The 15,114-nt window shown below is 70.9% G+C and carries 16 protein-coding genes; 7 read left to right on the top strand and 9 right to left on the bottom strand.

Annotation, left to right across the window (positions count from 1 at the left end; all coding sequences use genetic code 11):
• Nucleotides 1-4 precede the first annotated feature (4 nt).
• The 5 genes from D6270_RS06340 to D6270_RS33915 all read right to left on the bottom strand — a co-directional run bounded on the left by D6270_RS06340 (nucleotide 5) and on the right by D6270_RS33915 (nucleotide 4,399).
• Nucleotides 5-1,798 carry a glycoside hydrolase family 15 protein gene (locus D6270_RS06340; RefSeq protein ID WP_109166334.1) on the bottom strand — a complete coding sequence of 598 codons (1,794 nt, stop codon included), beginning with the start codon at nucleotides 1,796-1,798 and terminating at the stop codon, nucleotides 5-7.
• Nucleotides 1,799-1,881: 83 nt separating this feature from the next.
• On the bottom strand, nucleotides 1,882-2,688 hold the full coding sequence (locus tag D6270_RS06335; protein ID WP_109166335.1) for an SURF1 family cytochrome oxidase biogenesis protein: 807 nt from the start codon (nucleotides 2,686-2,688) through the stop codon (nucleotides 1,882-1,884).
• A 79-nt stretch (nucleotides 2,689-2,767) separates the two neighbouring features.
• Nucleotides 2,768-3,001 (bottom strand): metallothionein, encoded by a 234-nt coding sequence (locus D6270_RS06330; protein ID WP_109166336.1) that lies wholly within the window; start codon nucleotides 2,999-3,001, stop codon nucleotides 2,768-2,770.
• 63 nt (nucleotides 3,002-3,064) lie between these two features.
• The gene (locus D6270_RS06325) at nucleotides 3,065-4,078 is read right to left on the bottom strand and encodes a DEDDh family exonuclease (RefSeq protein WP_109166337.1); all 1,014 of its coding nucleotides are present in this window, start codon (nucleotides 4,076-4,078) and stop codon (nucleotides 3,065-3,067) included.
• A gap of 138 nt (nucleotides 4,079-4,216) precedes the next feature.
• Nucleotides 4,217-4,399 carry a hypothetical protein gene (locus D6270_RS33915; RefSeq protein ID WP_385430479.1) on the bottom strand — a complete coding sequence of 61 codons (183 nt, stop codon included), beginning with the start codon at nucleotides 4,397-4,399 and terminating at the stop codon, nucleotides 4,217-4,219.
• 79 nt (nucleotides 4,400-4,478) lie between these two features.
• On the opposite strand from D6270_RS33915, the gene D6270_RS06315 reads away from it, so the two are divergent.
• From D6270_RS06315 to D6270_RS06305, 3 genes are read left to right on the top strand one after another with little or no spacing between them, the layout of a single operon-like run.
• Nucleotides 4,479-5,453 (top strand): sterol desaturase family protein, encoded by a 975-nt coding sequence (locus D6270_RS06315; protein ID WP_109166338.1) that lies wholly within the window; start codon nucleotides 4,479-4,481, stop codon nucleotides 5,451-5,453.
• Nucleotides 5,450-6,163: a lysoplasmalogenase gene (locus D6270_RS06310; RefSeq protein WP_109166339.1), complete on the top strand. Its 714-nt coding sequence runs from the start codon at nucleotides 5,450-5,452 to the stop codon at nucleotides 6,161-6,163. Before D6270_RS06315 ends, D6270_RS06310 begins: the two co-directional genes overlap by 4 nt.
• A gap of 22 nt (nucleotides 6,164-6,185) precedes the next feature.
• The gene (locus D6270_RS06305) at nucleotides 6,186-7,229 is read left to right on the top strand and encodes a zinc-dependent alcohol dehydrogenase family protein (RefSeq protein ID WP_109166340.1); all 1,044 of its coding nucleotides are present in this window, start codon (nucleotides 6,186-6,188) and stop codon (nucleotides 7,227-7,229) included.
• An 86-nt stretch (nucleotides 7,230-7,315) separates the two neighbouring features.
• On the opposite strand, the gene D6270_RS06300 is transcribed toward D6270_RS06305, so the two are convergent.
• Nucleotides 7,316-8,854 carry a S8 family peptidase gene (locus D6270_RS06300; protein WP_109166341.1) on the bottom strand — a complete coding sequence of 513 codons (1,539 nt, stop codon included), beginning with the start codon at nucleotides 8,852-8,854 and terminating at the stop codon, nucleotides 7,316-7,318.
• A 347-nt stretch (nucleotides 8,855-9,201) separates the two neighbouring features.
• Here D6270_RS06300 and D6270_RS06290 point away from each other — a divergent pair, with 347 nt between their 5' ends.
• The 3 genes from D6270_RS06290 to moaA all read left to right on the top strand — a co-directional run bounded on the left by D6270_RS06290 (nucleotide 9,202) and on the right by moaA (nucleotide 12,386).
• Entirely contained in the window at nucleotides 9,202-9,567 is a 366-nt protein-coding gene (locus D6270_RS06290; RefSeq protein ID WP_109166342.1) for a DUF485 domain-containing protein, read from the top strand.
• Nucleotides 9,564-11,204, top strand: coding sequence for a monocarboxylic acid transporter (locus tag D6270_RS06285; protein ID WP_109166343.1), 1,641 nt, complete (start codon nucleotides 9,564-9,566; stop codon nucleotides 11,202-11,204). Before D6270_RS06290 ends, D6270_RS06285 begins: the two co-directional genes overlap by 4 nt.
• A 192-nt stretch (nucleotides 11,205-11,396) precedes the next feature.
• Complete coding sequence (gene moaA / locus D6270_RS06280) at nucleotides 11,397-12,386, top strand: GTP 3',8-cyclase MoaA (protein WP_109166344.1); 990 nt, start codon at nucleotides 11,397-11,399, stop codon at nucleotides 12,384-12,386.
• A 3-nt stretch (nucleotides 12,387-12,389) separates the two neighbouring features.
• On the opposite strand, the gene D6270_RS06275 is transcribed toward moaA, so the two are convergent.
• Entirely contained in the window at nucleotides 12,390-12,638 is a 249-nt protein-coding gene (locus tag D6270_RS06275; protein WP_109166345.1) for a hypothetical protein, read from the bottom strand.
• 222 nt (nucleotides 12,639-12,860) lie between these two features.
• On the bottom strand, nucleotides 12,861-13,238 hold the full coding sequence (locus tag D6270_RS06270; protein WP_109166346.1) for a DUF3099 domain-containing protein: 378 nt from the start codon (nucleotides 13,236-13,238) through the stop codon (nucleotides 12,861-12,863).
• Nucleotides 13,239-13,446: 208 nt separating this feature from the next.
• Between D6270_RS06270 and D6270_RS06265 the strand changes: the two genes are divergently transcribed.
• Nucleotides 13,447-13,722 (top strand): GlsB/YeaQ/YmgE family stress response membrane protein, encoded by a 276-nt coding sequence (locus D6270_RS06265; protein WP_109166347.1) that lies wholly within the window; start codon nucleotides 13,447-13,449, stop codon nucleotides 13,720-13,722.
• Nucleotides 13,723-13,812: 90 nt separating this feature from the next.
• Here the strand turns inward: D6270_RS06265 and tyrS are convergent, their stop codons facing one another.
• Nucleotides 13,813-15,084, bottom strand: a complete 1,272-nt coding sequence (gene tyrS / locus D6270_RS06260; RefSeq protein WP_109166348.1) for a tyrosine--tRNA ligase — start codon at nucleotides 15,082-15,084, stop codon at nucleotides 13,813-13,815.
• Between the last annotated feature and the right edge of the window lie 30 nt (nucleotides 15,085-15,114).

Genomic DNA, 15,114 nt, shown 5'->3' with positions numbered 1-15,114 from the left:
GGCCCTATCCTGCCGGGTCCACCCCGGCGAGGTCGACAGCGGAGTTGACCAGTCCGATATGGCTGAACGCCTGGGGGAAGTTGCCCAGCTGCCGGCCGGCCGCGACGTCGTACTCCTCGGCCAGCAGCCCCACGTCGCTGCGGAGCTCCAGCACATGCTCGAACAGCTCCCGTGCCTCGTCGTGGCGGCCGATCCGCTGCAACGCGTCCACCAGCCAGAACGAGCAGGCCAGGAACGCCCCTTCGTCGCCGGGCAGCCCGTCGACGGAGACGCCCTCGGTGCTGTAGCGGCGGACCAGCCCGTCGCTGCCCAGCTCGTCGCGGACCGCGTCGACCGTGCCGATGACCCGGGGGTCGTCCGGCGGCAGGAACCCGGTCCGGACGATCAGCAGCGTCGAGGCGTCCAGCTCCTTGGACCCGTAGGACTGGGTGAAGGTGTTCCGGACGGGGTCGTACCCCTTCTCGCAGACCTCGGCGTGGACGGCGTCCCGCATCGCCCGCCAGCGGTCCGCGTCACCGGGGAGTTCGGGGTTCTCCTCCAGCGAGCACACCGCCCGGTCGGCGGCGACCCACGCCATCACCTTGGAGTGCACGAAGTGGCGCCGGGCGCCGCGGATCTCCCACAGCCCCTCGTCCGGCTCCCGCCAGGTCGACTCCAGGAAGCCGAGCAGGCTGAGCTGGAGGTTCCAGGCGTGCGGCTTGTCGTCCAGACCGGCCACCCGGGCGAGCCGGAGCGCGTCGATCACCTCCCCGTACACATCCAGCTGGCGCTGGCGGACGGCCGCGTTACCGGTGCGCACCGGGCGGGAGTTCTCGTATCCGGCGAGCCAGGGCAGCTCCATCTCCGGGAGCCGGCGCTCGCCCGCGAGCCCGTACATGATCTGGAGGTCCGCCGGGTCCCCGGCCACGGCCCGCAGCAGCCAGTCGCGCCAGGCCGCCGCCTCCTCCAGATAGCCGGCCGACACCATCGCCCCGAGGGTGAGCGTGGCGTCCCGCAGCCAGCAGAAGCGGTAGTCCCAGTTCCGTACGCCGCCGATCTCCTCCGGCAACGAGGTGGTCGGGGCCGCCACGATGCCGCCGGTCGGGGCGTACGTCAGCGCTTTGAGGACGATCAGCGAGCGCAGCACCGCCTCGCGGTACGGCCCCTCGTACGTACACCGTTCGGTCCACTTCGCCCAGTCGTGCAGCGTGTGCTTCAGCGCCTTGTGCGGGTCGATCAGCTGGGGCCGCGGTGAGTGCGAGGGGTGCCAGGTCAGGACGAAGGCCACGCTCTCGCCCTCGGTGACGGTGAACGAGGAGCAGGTGCTGAACTGCTGGCCCCAGGTCTTGACCGGCGGTTCGCTGCGCAGCCAGACGGAGTCGGGCCCGGCGACCGCGACCCGGTGGCCGTGCGACCGGCGCACCCAGGGCACCACCGATCCGAAGTCGAAGCGCAGTCGCAGCACGGAGCTCATGTCGACGGTGCCGCTGACGCCCTCGACGATCCGCATCACATCGGGGGCCTTGTCGCGCTGCGGCATGAAGTCGATGACCTTGACCGTGCCGGTCCGGGTCTCCCAGAACGTCTCCAGCACCAGCGAATCACCCGCGTAGCCGCGCCGGGTGCAGGTGTCCGTCGGCCCGGCGCCCTGCGGGGCGATGCGCCAGTGGCCGTTCTCCTCGTCGCCGAGCAGGGCCGCGAAACAGGCGCCGGAGTCGAAGCGGGGCAGGCAGAGCCAGTCGATCGAACCGTTCCTGCCGACGAGCGCGGCGGTCTGGAGATCGCCGATCAGGGCGTAATCCTCGATGCGTGGGGTCACGTTCTGGCGTGTTCCCGAACCGGGCCCTCGTCAACCAGCCCTTCGGTGTGCCGGAGCTCTCAGACCCCCAGGCCCGAGGGCGCTCAGGCGCTCGCGGGTGCGGGCTGCCCGGAGACGTCACCGGCCGGTTCGCCCTGTGCGGCGGCCTCCTCGCGATCGCGCTTCTCCCGCCGTACGAGGATGATCCAGCCGACCGGTACGGCGGCGACGAACAGCCACCACTGGACGGCGTACGCCATGTGCGGGCCGATGGAGCTGTCGTCGGGGTCGGCGATCTGCTCCGGCAGCCCGCCCGCGGGCTGGGGGGCGGTCTGTTCGATGTATCCGCCGAGGACCTCGCGGGAGAGCAGATGCGCCTGCTGCTCGCTGTTGATCAGCATCACCTGCCGGTCCGGCAGCCCCGCCAGGTCCTTGATGCCGCTGCTGCCGGTCGTCTCGTCGGCCTTGAGCCGTCCGGTGACGGTCACTTCGCCGCGGGGGGCGGGCGGCACGTCCGGGTACGACGTCTGGTTCGGCGCGGCGGGGACCCAGCCCCGGTTGACCAGGACGGTGCCGCCGTCCCGCAGGTCCAGCGGGGTCAGCACATGTACGCCGATCTTGTCGTCCTCCGACGTACGCCGACGGACCACCACCTCGTGCTCGCTGTCGAACGTGCCGGTCGCGGTCACCGCCCGCCAGTAGTCGGCGCGCGGGACGGTGTGCCCCGGGGAGGTGAGATCGGCGACCGGGGCCGGATCGGCCTTCAGGTTCCGCGAGATCAGCTCGTTCTGCGCGACCCGGTGCTGATGGCGGTGGAACTGCCAGAACCCCAGCTCGACCATCGTCGGCATCAACACGAGAGCCAGCAGGGTGAGGATCACCCACTGCCGGGTCAACAGGAAGCGGTACACCCCATGACCGTACAACCGGGGTCATGGGGTGCGGCACTCAGGGGTGGGCGCCGGTCCTGCCCGGCAGTGGGGGTTTCCCTCACACTTTGTCCACGATGCCCGCCTTCCCCTCGGCGCGGGCGCAGTGGGCGCCGCAGTACCAGCGCCCGTCGGCCTCGACGCCCTGGCCGATCACCTGGACCCGGCAGTGCTCGCAGATCGGCGCCATGCGGTGGATGGCGCAGGAGAAGCAGTCGAAGACGTGCACCGCGCCCTGCGCGTGCACCTCGAAGGACATGCCGTAGTCGTTTCCGCAAACCTCACAACGTGCCATGCGCCACAGGGTGGGACGCCCGGTGGCGACGGGCGAGCGGACTCCGGGCGAGTCGCGCCCGGTTCACTCCGATGACGGTGGCGGCGCCTGGTGCGGAAGGACGGCCCCGTCGGCGGGCGCCACATCGCGCAGCAGATGGGTGAAGGCGCTCTCCTCCAGGATCGGCGTGCCGAACGACTTCGCCTTCTGCGTCTTGGACGTCGCCGCGTCCGGATCGTTGGTCACCAGCAGACTGGTCAGCCGCGACACGCTGGTCGCCACATGCAGCCCCGCCTCCACCGCCCGGTCCTCCAGCAGCTCCCGGTCGACCGAGGTGTCCCCGGAGAACGCCACCCGCATCCCCTGCTTGAGCGGCTTCTCCTTCTCGTACCGCCCCGGGTTGGGATACGGGCAAGCCGGCCGCTTGCGCGAGGGCCGCCAGCTGTTCGGCTGCCGGAAGGTCTGATACCCGACGCGCGGGGCGACGGGGGAGTCCGACCACTCGGTGAGCGGCCGGCACTCCAGCAACGGCAGCCGCACCCCGCCCCGGGCCGCCGCGTGCAGACTCGGCCGGAACGCCTCCGCCAGCACCCGGGCGTCGTCCAGGGCGTGGTGCGCGTGCTGCTGCACGACGCCGAAGTGCGCGGCGAGCGAGGCCAGCTTGTGGTTGGGCAGCGGCAGCCGCAGCTCCTTGGCGAGCGCGATCGTGCAGAGCCGCTGCTCCACCGGGGCGACCACGGAGGCGCGGGCGTACTCCCGGGCGATCATCGACCAGTCGAACGCCGCGTTGTGCGCGACGAGCACCCGGTCCGCGAGCCGCGCCGACAACTCGGCGGCGACCTCGGGGAAGAGCGGCGCACCCTCCAGCACATCGCTGGTCAGTCCGTGGATCCAGACGGGACCGGGGTCCCGCTCCGGATTCACCAGCGTGTACCAGTGGTCCTCGACATTGCCCAGGGCGTCCAGCCGGTAGACGGCGGCGGACACGATCCGGTCGTCCCGGGCGAGGCCGGTGGTCTCCACGTCGACGACCGCGTACCCCTGGGGGTAGGCGGTCGGCCACGGTGCGGCTGTCTGGCGGTCGTCGAGCATGGTCACAGAGAATACGGGCCGGGACTGACAGGGCCCTATTCGGTGGCGCCTGGTGGTGGGTCAGGGGAGGCGGATGAGCCTGCGGTTCAACAGATGCGCGAAGTCCTGTTCGGGGGCGCCCCGGACCTGGGACATCGCCCGCAGTCAGTCCGTGAGCAGGCCCACCGCCTCCTCCTGCCGCGCCTCGACCAGCCCGTTGCGGATCAGCCGGTACGCCAGCCGCTGGAGCAGGGCTGTCTGCTCCTCACGGGTCAGGTCGACGCCCTCCCCCTCGACGACGCGCGTTCCGGAAATCCTGCGGCCCGGTCCATTGGCAGAAGGTGCCAAAGACTGCTGACACCAGATCTCGCATACTTGTGGGTAACAACGTCTAGCCCTCGCCGACCGGCGGCCCTACGGTGCTCGCATGGAGCCGAACCTGCCCGATGTCGTGCTGTGGTCAATACCGGCCTTCGTGCTGCTCACCGTGATCGAGATGGTCAGCTACCGCCTCCACCCGGACGAGGACGCCGCCGGGTACGACACCAAGGACGCCACCACCAGCCTCACGATGGGACTCGGCAGCCTCGGGTTCGACCTGCTGTGGAAGATCCCCATCCTCGCCATCTACATGGGCGTCTACGAGCTGACGCCGCTGCGGGTGCCCGTGCTGTGGTGGACCGTCCTGCTGATGCTCCTGGCCCAGGACTTCTTCTACTACTGGTCCCACCGCGGCCACCACGTCATCCGGATCCTGTGGGCCTGCCATGTGGTCCACCACTCCAGCCGGAAGTTCAACCTCACCACCGCGCTGCGCCAGCCCTGGACCTCCGCCACCGTCTGGCCCTTCTACCTGCCGCTGATCGCCTGCGGGGTACACCCGGCGGCGCTCGCCTTCTGCCAGTCGGCCAACCTCGTCTACCAGTTCTGGGTGCACACCGAACGCGTCGGCAAGCTCCCGCGCCCCTTCGAGTACGTGCTGAACACGCCCTCCCACCACCGCGTCCACCACGCCTCGCAGGGCGGCTACCTGGACCGCAACTACGGCGGCATCCTGATCGTCTGGGACCGGATGTTCGGCTCGTTCGCTGCCGAGACCGAGCGGCCCGTCTACGGGCTCACCAAGAACATCGCCACCCACAACCCGCTGCGCGTCGCCACCCATGAGTACGCCGCCATCGCCCGGGACGTCCGGGCCGCCGGGAGCTGGAGCGAGCGCGCCGGGCGCGTCTTCCGGGGGCCGGGCTGGCAGCCCGCCCCGAAGGCCGGGGCCCTGGCCACGGGGGCCGCCGGAGCCGTCGTGCCCGTGCCCGCACCCGAGCCCGTACGCGTCGGAGCCCCCGCCGCCCCCACCTCCGTACCCGCTGCGGCCCCTGCCCCCGCCCCGGAACACACCCGATGAGCGCCACCGCGTCCCGCCCCGCCCCGTCGGGGACGGCAAGGTCCGGGCGATTCGCTCGGCCGCTCCTCGGCGCCTTCCTGCTCGCCGCCGCCGTCGACCTCGCCGCGCTCCTCGCCGGTCTCGACACCGTCCACCTCGTCGCCAAGCCGCTGCTGATGCCGCTGCTCGCCGCGTACGCCGCCGTCCGGGGCGGGCCCCGACTGCTCATCGCCGCCCTGTTGTTCGGGTGGGGCGGTGATGTGTTCCTGCTCGCCGACAACGACCTGGCGTTCCTCCTCGGCATGGGCTCCTTCGCCGTCGGCCATGTCTGCTACCTGACGCTGTTCGGGCGGGGCCGGGCGCGTGGGTCGCTGGCCGCCGCGGTCGCGTACGCCGTCGTGCTCGTCGTCTTCCTCGTCCTGATCTGGCCCGACCTCCCGGCCGAGCTGCGCGCCCCGCTGACCGGCTACAGCCTGCTGCTCACCGCGATGGCGTGGCGGGCCGGTGTCCTCGGCCGGTACGCGGCGGCCGGTGGGGCGCTCTTCCTGCTCTCCGACGCCCTCATCGCCACCGGCATCGCCGAGTGGCCGCAGCTGCCCGCCCCCGGCTTCTGGGTGATGCTCACCTACATCGCCGCACAGCTCCTGCTGGCCCTCGGCGTGCTCACGGCGGGGGCGAGGGGCGGGGCCGTGGGGACCGGGGCGTACCGTGACCGGGGTATCAGCACCTGAAGACCGGCAAGGACCTCCCCGTATGCGCGCCACCGTGATCCACGCTCCCCACGACATCCGGGTCGAGGAGGTGCCGGACCCGGCGGTCCGGCGGCCCACCGACGCGGTGGTGCGGGTCCTCAAGGCCTGCATCTGCGGCAGCGACCTGTGGGCGTACCGGGGCGAGGCCGCCCGGCAGCCCGGCCAGCGCATCGGGCACGAGTTCCTCGGAGTCGTCGAGGAGGCCGGGTCCGGGGTCGAGGGCTTCGCCGTCGGGGACCTGGTCGTCGCCCCGTTCGTCTGGTCCGACGGCACCTGCTCCTACTGCGCCGAGGGCCTCACCACCTCCTGCCCCGAGGGCGGCTTCTGGGGCTCGGTCGGCTCGGACGGCGGGCAGGGCGAGGCCGTCCGCGTCCCGTACGCCGACGGCACCCTGGTCAAGCTCCCCGCCGACGCCGCCTCCGACGGCCGGCTGCTCACCGCCCTGCTGGCCCTCTCCGACGTCCTGGGCACCGGCCACCACGCCGCCGTCGGCGCGGGCGTCACCCAGGGCTCCACTGTCGCGGTCGTCGGGGACGGCGCGGTCGGGCTGTGCGGGGTGATGGCCGCCAAGCGGCTCGGCGCCGAGCGGATCATCGCGCTGGGCCGGCACACCGCGCGCACCGACATCGCCCGCCGTTTCGGCGCGACCGACGTGGTCGCCGAGCGCGGTGAGGCCGCCCTCGCCGCCGTACGGGAGCTGACCCGCGGCGAAGGCGCCCACAGCGTCATCGAGGCGGTCGGCACCGAGCAGTCGATGCGCACCGCGCTGGACATCGTCCGCGACGGCGGTTCCATCGGCTATGTCGGCGTCCCGCACGGCAGTGCCTCCGGCGTGGACCTGGGCGTGATGTTCGGCCGGAACATCGCCCTGCGCGGCGGTGTCGCCCCCGTGCGGACGTACATCCCCGAGCTGCTCCCCGATGTGCTGGACGGCACGATCGACCCCTCGCCCGTCTTCGACCTGTCGATCGGCCTCGACGAGGTGCCCGCAGGCTACGAGGCGATGGACGCGCGGACCGCGCTGAAGGTGCTCATCACCCCGTAGCGCCCGACGCGCCTCCACGTCGAGGGCGCATGGCGAGGGCCCGGGGAGAACGTCCCCGGGCCCTCGTGCATCGCCAGGTCATCCGCCTACCAGCGGACCGCGTCCAGCGCGTCGACCACTCCGGCCCCGTAGAAGCCGTTGTAGTTCTTGCCGCCCTCGCAGACCGCGTCGATGACCCCGTCACCGTTGTAGTCGTACGGCTCGCCGCACGCCTTCGCGTCCGCCTGGAGGCCCAGCAGCACCTTCACCGCGGCCGGTGAGGCGTAGGGGTGGCGGGACTTGATCAGAGCCACGACGCCCGCGACGTGCGGGGAGGCCATCGACGTACCGGCCTTGTAGCCGAACTTGCCGCCCGGCAGCGTCGAGAGGATCAGCCCGTTGACGGCCGGCGGCTCGGGGGTCTGGTAGATCGTCGAGTCGCCGCCCGGGGCCGCGACGTCGATGACGCCCTTGCCGTAGTTCGAGTACGAGGACTTCAGACCCTTGGCGCCCGTCGCGGAGACGGTCACGACGCCCGGCAGCATGGTCGGGATGTCGGGGCAGACCCGCGGGTCGATGGTCCGCGTGACCGCCTCGCCGTCGTTCGGGCTGGTCCGGTCCTCGATCGCGCGGGACGACAGGTCGTGGCGGGCGTTGCCCGCGGCGGCGACGTTGACCGTGCCCTTGCGCTCGGCGTACTTGACGGCGCGGGTCAGGGACTCGACCAGCGCGCCCTGGTCCGGGTCGTTCTTGCAGGCGAACAGCCACGGGTCGGTGTAGTAGCTGTTGTTCGTCACGTCGACGCCGTGCTCGGCCGCCCAGAGGAAGCCGCAGACGACGGCCTCGGTGTAGAAGGAGCCGTCCGGGGTGGAGACCTTGATGCCGGAGACCTTCACACCCGGCGCGACACCGGTGACCCCGAAGCCGTTCTTCGCCGCGGCGATGGTGCCCGCCACATGCGTGCCGTGGTCGCTCTCGCCCGCCGCCGGCCGCCAGGAGCCGTCGGTGGTGTCCGGAGCGCCCGTGACGCAGTTGACGGAGGCGGCCCGGTCGAAGTTGGGCGCCAGGTCGGGGTGGGTGTCGTCCACGCCGGTGTCGATGACGGCGACCGTCACCTTCTTCGAGCCGAGCGTCTTCTGGTGCGCCTTGTCCGCCTTGATCGCGGGCAGCGACCACTGCAACGGCTCCAGCGGATCCTCGTCCGCCGTCGCCTGCGCGGCCGCGGCCGCCGCCTGGGCCTCGGTCAGCGGTTGCGCTATGGCACCGACGTCCTTGGTGGCCTGGGGCACGATCGGGTTGGTCCGGGTCGCCCCCGCCGACTGCACCCCCCGTACGCGGCGGATCGTTTCGCCGAAGGCCGGGTTCTGCGAGTGGGCGACGATCACGCCGATCTTGTCGTACGAGATGACGACGGTGCCGCCGGCCCGCTGGACGGCCTTCTCCACCTGCTGGACGGCGGCCCGGCCGCTGCCGGTGTTGACGACGTAACTCAGCTTCGGACCGTCGGTGCGCGGGGTCGCGGTGGCCGGTGCGCCGGTGGGCGCCGCCGTGGCCGTCGCCCCGGGCAGGAAGCCGAGTGAGGCGACGAGCGCGAGTCCGACGGGCAGCGCGAGCGCGCGGGTCCGTCTCGATGCCAGATGAGCCATGGGTTCTCCACATCATCCGTGCCGGTCGACCGGACACCTGGCGTGTTCGGTCGCGTACATGACGAGTGAAGCTATCGCCGATCTTCCACGCACATCAACGATTTGGGGCAAGTGAGTTCGAAGAGTGCACCTGTGCGGCCGAATGTGTACAGGCAACTTCAGGCCACCGGGACGGGGAGGCTTCCGGTCACCGGGATGAGGCCGAGAAGGCGAAAGATCCGGTGAACCGCTTCGTCGCGCCCTCCGTGCCGTTGTCCAGGAGGCACGTCACCGTTTCCCGGTACCGAGGCCTCCGTATGACACCCACCGTCCCCCAGATCACCGCACCCGCGTCGCGAGGAGATTCCGTGGCTACCGATGCACCGCCGCCCGAGGGCCGTTCCGACACCAGCCCGGCCCAGCCCACCACCGAGGCGTACAACGCGGTGCAGGCGAGTGCCGAGTTCGCCGACCTGCGCCGCTCGTTCCGTTCCTTCGCCTTCCCGCTCACCGTCGCCTTCGTGACCTGGTACCTGCTCTACGTCCTGCTCTGCAACTACGCGGGCGGCTTCATGGCCACCAAGGTGGTCGGCAACATCAACGTGGCGCTCGTCCTCGGCCTCGCCCAGTTCGCCACCACCTTCCTCATCGCCGTGCTCTACTCCCGGCACGCCGCCACCCAGCTCGACCCGAAGGCCGAAGCGATCAAGTCCCGTATGGAGGCCGACGTATGAGCGCCGCCCACACCCTCTATCCGACCGTCCAGCTCGCCGCCGACGGGGCGGGCGAGCACCGGCCGCTGATCATCACCCTCTTCGCGGCCTTCGTCGTCGCGACCCTCTTCATCACGGTCTGGGCGGGCCGCCAGACCAAGAGCGCCGCCGACTTCTACGCGGGCGGCCGCCAGTTCACCGGATTCCAGAACGGGCTCGCGGTCTCCGGCGACTACATGTCCGCCGCGTCCTTCCTCGGTATCGCGGGCGCCATCGCCCTCTTCGGCTACGACGGCTTCCTCTACTCCATCGGCTTCCTCGTCGCCTGGCTCGTCGCCCTGCTCCTGGTCGCCGAGCCGCTGCGTAACTCCGGCCGCTACACCATGGGTGACGTCCTCGCCTACCGGATGCGCCAGCGCCCCGTCCGTACCGCCGCCGGTACGTCCACCATCGTCGTCTCGATCTTCTACCTGCTGGCCCAGATGGCCGGCGCCGGCGTCCTGGTCTCGCTGCTGCTCGGCATCACCAGCGACTTCGGGAAGATCGTCATCGTCGCCCTGGTCGGCGTACTGATGATCCTGTACGTCACCATCGGCGGCATGAAGGGCACCACCTGGGTGCAGATGGTCAAGGCCGTCCTGCTCATCGCGGGCACCCTGCTCATCACCTTCCTGATCCTGCTGAAGTTCAACTTCAACATCTCCGACCTGCTCGGCACCGCCGCCAGCAACAGCGGCAAGGGCGCCGCCTTCCTGGAGCCCGGCCTGAAGTACGGCGCCACCGGCGTCTCGAAGCTGGACTTCATCTCCCTCGGCATCGCCCTGGTCCTCGGCACCGCCGGCCTGCCGCACATCCTGATCCGCTTCTACACCGTGCCCACCGCCAAGGCCGCCCGGAAGTCCGTGAACTGGGCGATCGGCATCATCGGCGCCTTCTACCTGATGACGATCGTGCTCGGCTTCGGCGCCGCCGCCATCCTCAACCCCGACGACATCATCGCCTCGAACAAGGCGGGCAACACGGCGGCGCCACTCGCGGCCCTGGAGATCGGCGGCGGCTCCGGCTCCACCGGCGGTGCCATCCTCCTCGCGGTGATCTCCGCCGTCGCCTTCGCCACCATCCTCGCCGTGGTCGCCGGACTCACCCTCGCCTCCTCCTCCTCGTTCGCGCACGACATCTACGCCAACGTGATCCGCAAGGGGAAGGCCACCGAGAAGGAGGAGGTCCGCGCCGCGCGCTGGGCCACCGTCGCCATCGGCATCGTCTCCATCGCGCTCGGCGCACTGGCCCGCGACCTCAACGTGGCCGGTCTGGTGGCCCTCGCCTTCGCGGTCGCCGCCTCCGCCAACCTGCCGACGATCCTCTACAGCCTCTTCTGGAAGCGCTTCACCACCCAGGGGGCCCTCTGGTCCATCTACGGCGGCCTCTCCTCCTCCGTCCTGCTGGTGCTCTTCTCGCCGGTCGTCTCCTCGAAGCCGACCTCGATGTTCCCGGGTGTCGACTTCGCCTGGTTCCCCCTGGAGAACCCTGGCCTGATCTCGATCCCGCTCGGCTTCCTGCTCGGCTGGCTCGGCTCGGTGATCGGCAAGGAGAAGCCCGACACCGACAAGTACGCCGAGCTGGAGGTCAAGTCCCTCACCGGCACCGGAGCGCACTGAGAGAGCCACCGGGAGAAGGAGTTCACCGAGCCGTTCGGTGCATCACCCACCCCCTGTTCCGGGCCGCGTCGTAGAGTCCTACGACGCGGCCCGGCCGCACCTCGTGGCAAACGGGCCCCTGCGATGTCAGCCGTCTCACGTAGGCTCGGAGGAGTCAGCATCCACGACACCGAAGGGGGGAGGAGAGCCACCGTGCTCATCGACACCTATGACAGGGTCGCCACCGACCTGCGCGTGTCTCTGACCGACAAGTGCAATCTGCGGTGCACCTACTGCATGCCGGAAGAGGGCCTGCAGTGGCTCGGCAAGAGCGAGCTGCTCTCCGACGACGAGATCGTCCGCCTGATCCGCATCGCGGTCACCACGCTCGGCATCACCGAGGTCCGCTTCACCGGCGGGGAGCCCCTGCTCCGCCCCGGCCTCGTCTCCATCGTGGAGCAGTGCGCCGCGCTCACCCCGCGCCCCCGCATGTCGCTCACGACCAACGGCATCGGACTCAAGCGGACCGCCGCCGCCCTCAAGGCCGCGGGCCTCGACCGGGTCAACGTCTCGCTGGACACCCTGCGCCCCGACGTCTTCAAGACCCTCACCCGCCGTGACCGCCACCAGGACGTCCTGGAAGGCCTCGAAGCCGCCCGCGAGGCCGGCCTCACCCCGGTGAAGGTCAACAGCGTCCTGATGCCGGGACTCAACGACGACGAGGCCCCCGAGCTGCTGGCCTGGGCCGTCGCCAACGATTACGAGCTCCGCTTCATCGAGCAGATGCCGCTGGACGCCCAGCACGGCTGGAAGCGCGACGGCATGATCACCGCCGGTGACATCCTCGACTCCCTGCGCACCCGCTTCACCCTCACCGCCGAGGACGACGAGGCCCGCGGCTCCGCGCCCGCCGAGCGCTGGACCGTCGACGGCGGCCCGCACCGGGTCGGCGTGATCGCCTCGGTCACCCGCCCGTTCTGCCGCGCCTGCGACCGCACCCGGCTCACCGCCGACGGTCAGATCCGCACCTGCCTCTTCGCCCGCGAGGAGACCGATCTGCGCTCCGCCCTGCGCTCGGACGCGCCGGACGCGGAGATCGCCCGGCTCTGGAAGGTGGCCATGTGGGGCAAGAAGGCGGGCTCCGGACTGGACGACCCGTCCTTCCTCCAGCCCGACCGCCCGATGTCGGCGATCGGCGGCTGACGCTCAGCCCGTCCCGGGCCCGGAATCCCAGTCGGCCAGCGCCACGACGTCCTTCAGGAAGCCCCGTACACCCAGGAACTGGGACAGGTGCTCCCGGTGCTCGTCACAGGCCAGCCAGGTCTTGCGCCGGTCGGGGGTGTGCAGCTTGGGGTTGTTCCAGGCGAGCACCCAGACCGCGTCCGCCCGGCAGCCCTTGGCGGAACAGATCGGGGCACCGGCGGCGCTCTCGGCGGATGTCTCGGGGAAGATCACGGGGCCCAGCCTAAGTCAGGCGCCGTGCGCACCCGACGGGCGCATCCCCGGCCGGAGAAACGGCGACGCCGGGCAGCCACGGGGGGAGCTGCCCGGCGTCGGTCCATCGCTCCGACGGGGGATGCGGAGCGCCCTCGAAGTATGTCACGGGCACCGGGGTGCGGTGCACCGGAACGTCATGATTGATCTGAGCTTTTCCTGAGCTTCGCGGGACACGCGGGCTCAGCTGTGCTCCTGTGACGGCGGCACCCGCCCGGCCCGCCCGTCGGGGCCCGCGGAGTCGGTGGAAGCGGTGGCCGGAGCGGCCTCCACGGCGGGTCGCACCGGTGCGGTGAGATACGTCGACGGCAGCGAAGGGACGTTCTCCCGGCCCGCGTTGGCGATGACCACCGCCACGTACGGCAGCAGCACCCCCAGGGCGAGCGCCACGATCGCGACATGCCGCTCCACGTTCCACAGCACCGCCGCCAGGACCACCGAGACCGTACGCACGGACATCGAGATCACATAGCGCCGCTGCCTGCCGCGCACATCGTCGGCCAGCCCCTGACGGGCCCCCGTGATCCGGAAGACCTGCACCTCGTCGCTCTTCCGCAGCATGTGTTCCACCACCAGATCTCTGTGCCGGACGCTCCCGGACCGGGCCGCATCCACGGTACGCCGGGCCCTCGCCGTAGCGAAGACCGGGGCGGCGCCCCCACCGCCGCCGGACGGCGCCCCACCCGTACGGCCCTGTCCGGGGTGCGGCCCGCCGCCGGCCGTCCAAGACTGGCCGGACGCGCACTCCGCGCCGCACGAGGAGGCGAAAATGAGCTGGTTGTGGGCAATCATCGTGGGCTTGGTGCTCGGTGTGATCGCACGGGCGATCCTGCCGGGCAAGCAGGACATCCCGCTCTGGCTGACGATCGTGTTCGGTATTCTCGGCTCCATCCTCGGTAACGCCGTGGCCGGCTGGCTCGGCGTCGGGGACACCAAGGGCATCGACTGGATCCGCCATCTGCTCCAGCTGATCGGTGCGGTGGTCGTCGTCGGGGTCGGAGACAAGCTCTGGCAGTCCATCCGGGGCAACAGAAGCAGAGCCTGACCCGAGGGACGCACAGCACAGCACCGCGGCCGGACACGCGAGGAGACGCGTGTCCGGCCGCGGCGCTGTTCAGTGCTGCGGCGCGGTGCCTCAGCCGGCCGGGACGACCTCGACCGCCGCCAGGTTCTTCTTGCCCCGGCGCAGCACCAGCCAGCGCCCGTGCAGCAGCTCCCCGGCCTCCGGCGCGACCTCACCGTCGGCGACCTTCACGTTGTTCACGTACGCGCCGCCCTCCTTGACCGTGCGCCGGGCGCCCGACTTGCTCGGCGCCAGACCGACCTCCACCAGGAGGTCCACCAGCGGAGCCAGCTCGGCGACCCGGGCATGCGGCACCTCGGAGAGGGCCGCGCTCAGCGTCGCCTCGTCCAGCTCGGCCAGATCGCCCTGGCCGAACAGCGCCTTCGACGCGGCGATGACCGCCGCGCACTGCGCCCCGCCGTGCACCAGTGTGGTCAGCTCCTCGGCCAGCGCCCGCTGTGCCGAACGCGCCTGGGGCCGCTCCTCGGTCAGCTGCTCCAGCTCTTCCAGCTCCGCACGGCTCTTGAAGCTGAGGATGCGCATGTAGCGCGAGATGTCCCGGTCGTCCACGTTCAGCCAGAACTGGTAGAACGCGTACGGCGTGGTCATCTCCGGGTCCAGCCAGACGGCACCGCTCTCGGACTTGCCGAACTTGGTCCCGTCCGCCTTCACCATCAGCGGCGTCGCCAGCGCGTGCACGGTGGCCCCCGGCTCCAGCCGGTGGATCAGGTCGATGCCCGCCGTGAGGTTGCCCCACTGGTCGCTGCCGCCCTGCTGGAGGACACAGCCGTAGCGGCGGTACAGCTCCAGGAAGTCCATCCCCTGGAGCAGCTGGTAGCTGAACTCCGTGTAGCTGATGCCCTCCTGCGACTCCAGCCGGCGCGCGACCGAGTCCTTGGTGAGCATCTTGTTGACCCGGAAGTGCTTGCCGATGTCCCGCAGGAACTCGATCGCGGACATCCCCGCGGTCCAGTCCAGGTTGTTGACCATCGTCGCCGCGTTCGGCCCCTCGAAGGTGAGGAAGGGCTCGATCTGCTCCCGCAGCCGCTGCACCCAGGCCGCGATGGTCTCCGGGTCGTTCAGCGTGCGCTCGGCGGTCGGGCGCGGGTCACCGATCTGACCGGTGGCCCCACCGACCAGGGCGAGCGGGCGGTGCCCCGCCTGCTGGAGGCGGCGCACGGTGAGGACCTGTACGAGGTGCCCCACGTGCAGGCTCGCCGCGGTCGGGTCGAAGCCGCAATAGAAGGTGACGGGACCGTCCGCGAGAGCCTTGCGCAATGCGTCCTCGTCAGTGGACTGGGCGAACAGCCCGCGCCACTTCAGCTCGTCGACGATGTCCGTCACGGTTCCGGTGCTCCTTGCGTTACGTAGGGA

It is taken from the genome of Streptomyces griseus subsp. griseus, from assembly GCF_003610995.1.
Lineage (GTDB): Bacteria > Actinomycetota > Actinomycetes > Streptomycetales > Streptomycetaceae > Streptomyces.
This window is presented reverse-complemented; position numbering and strand designations above follow the sequence as displayed.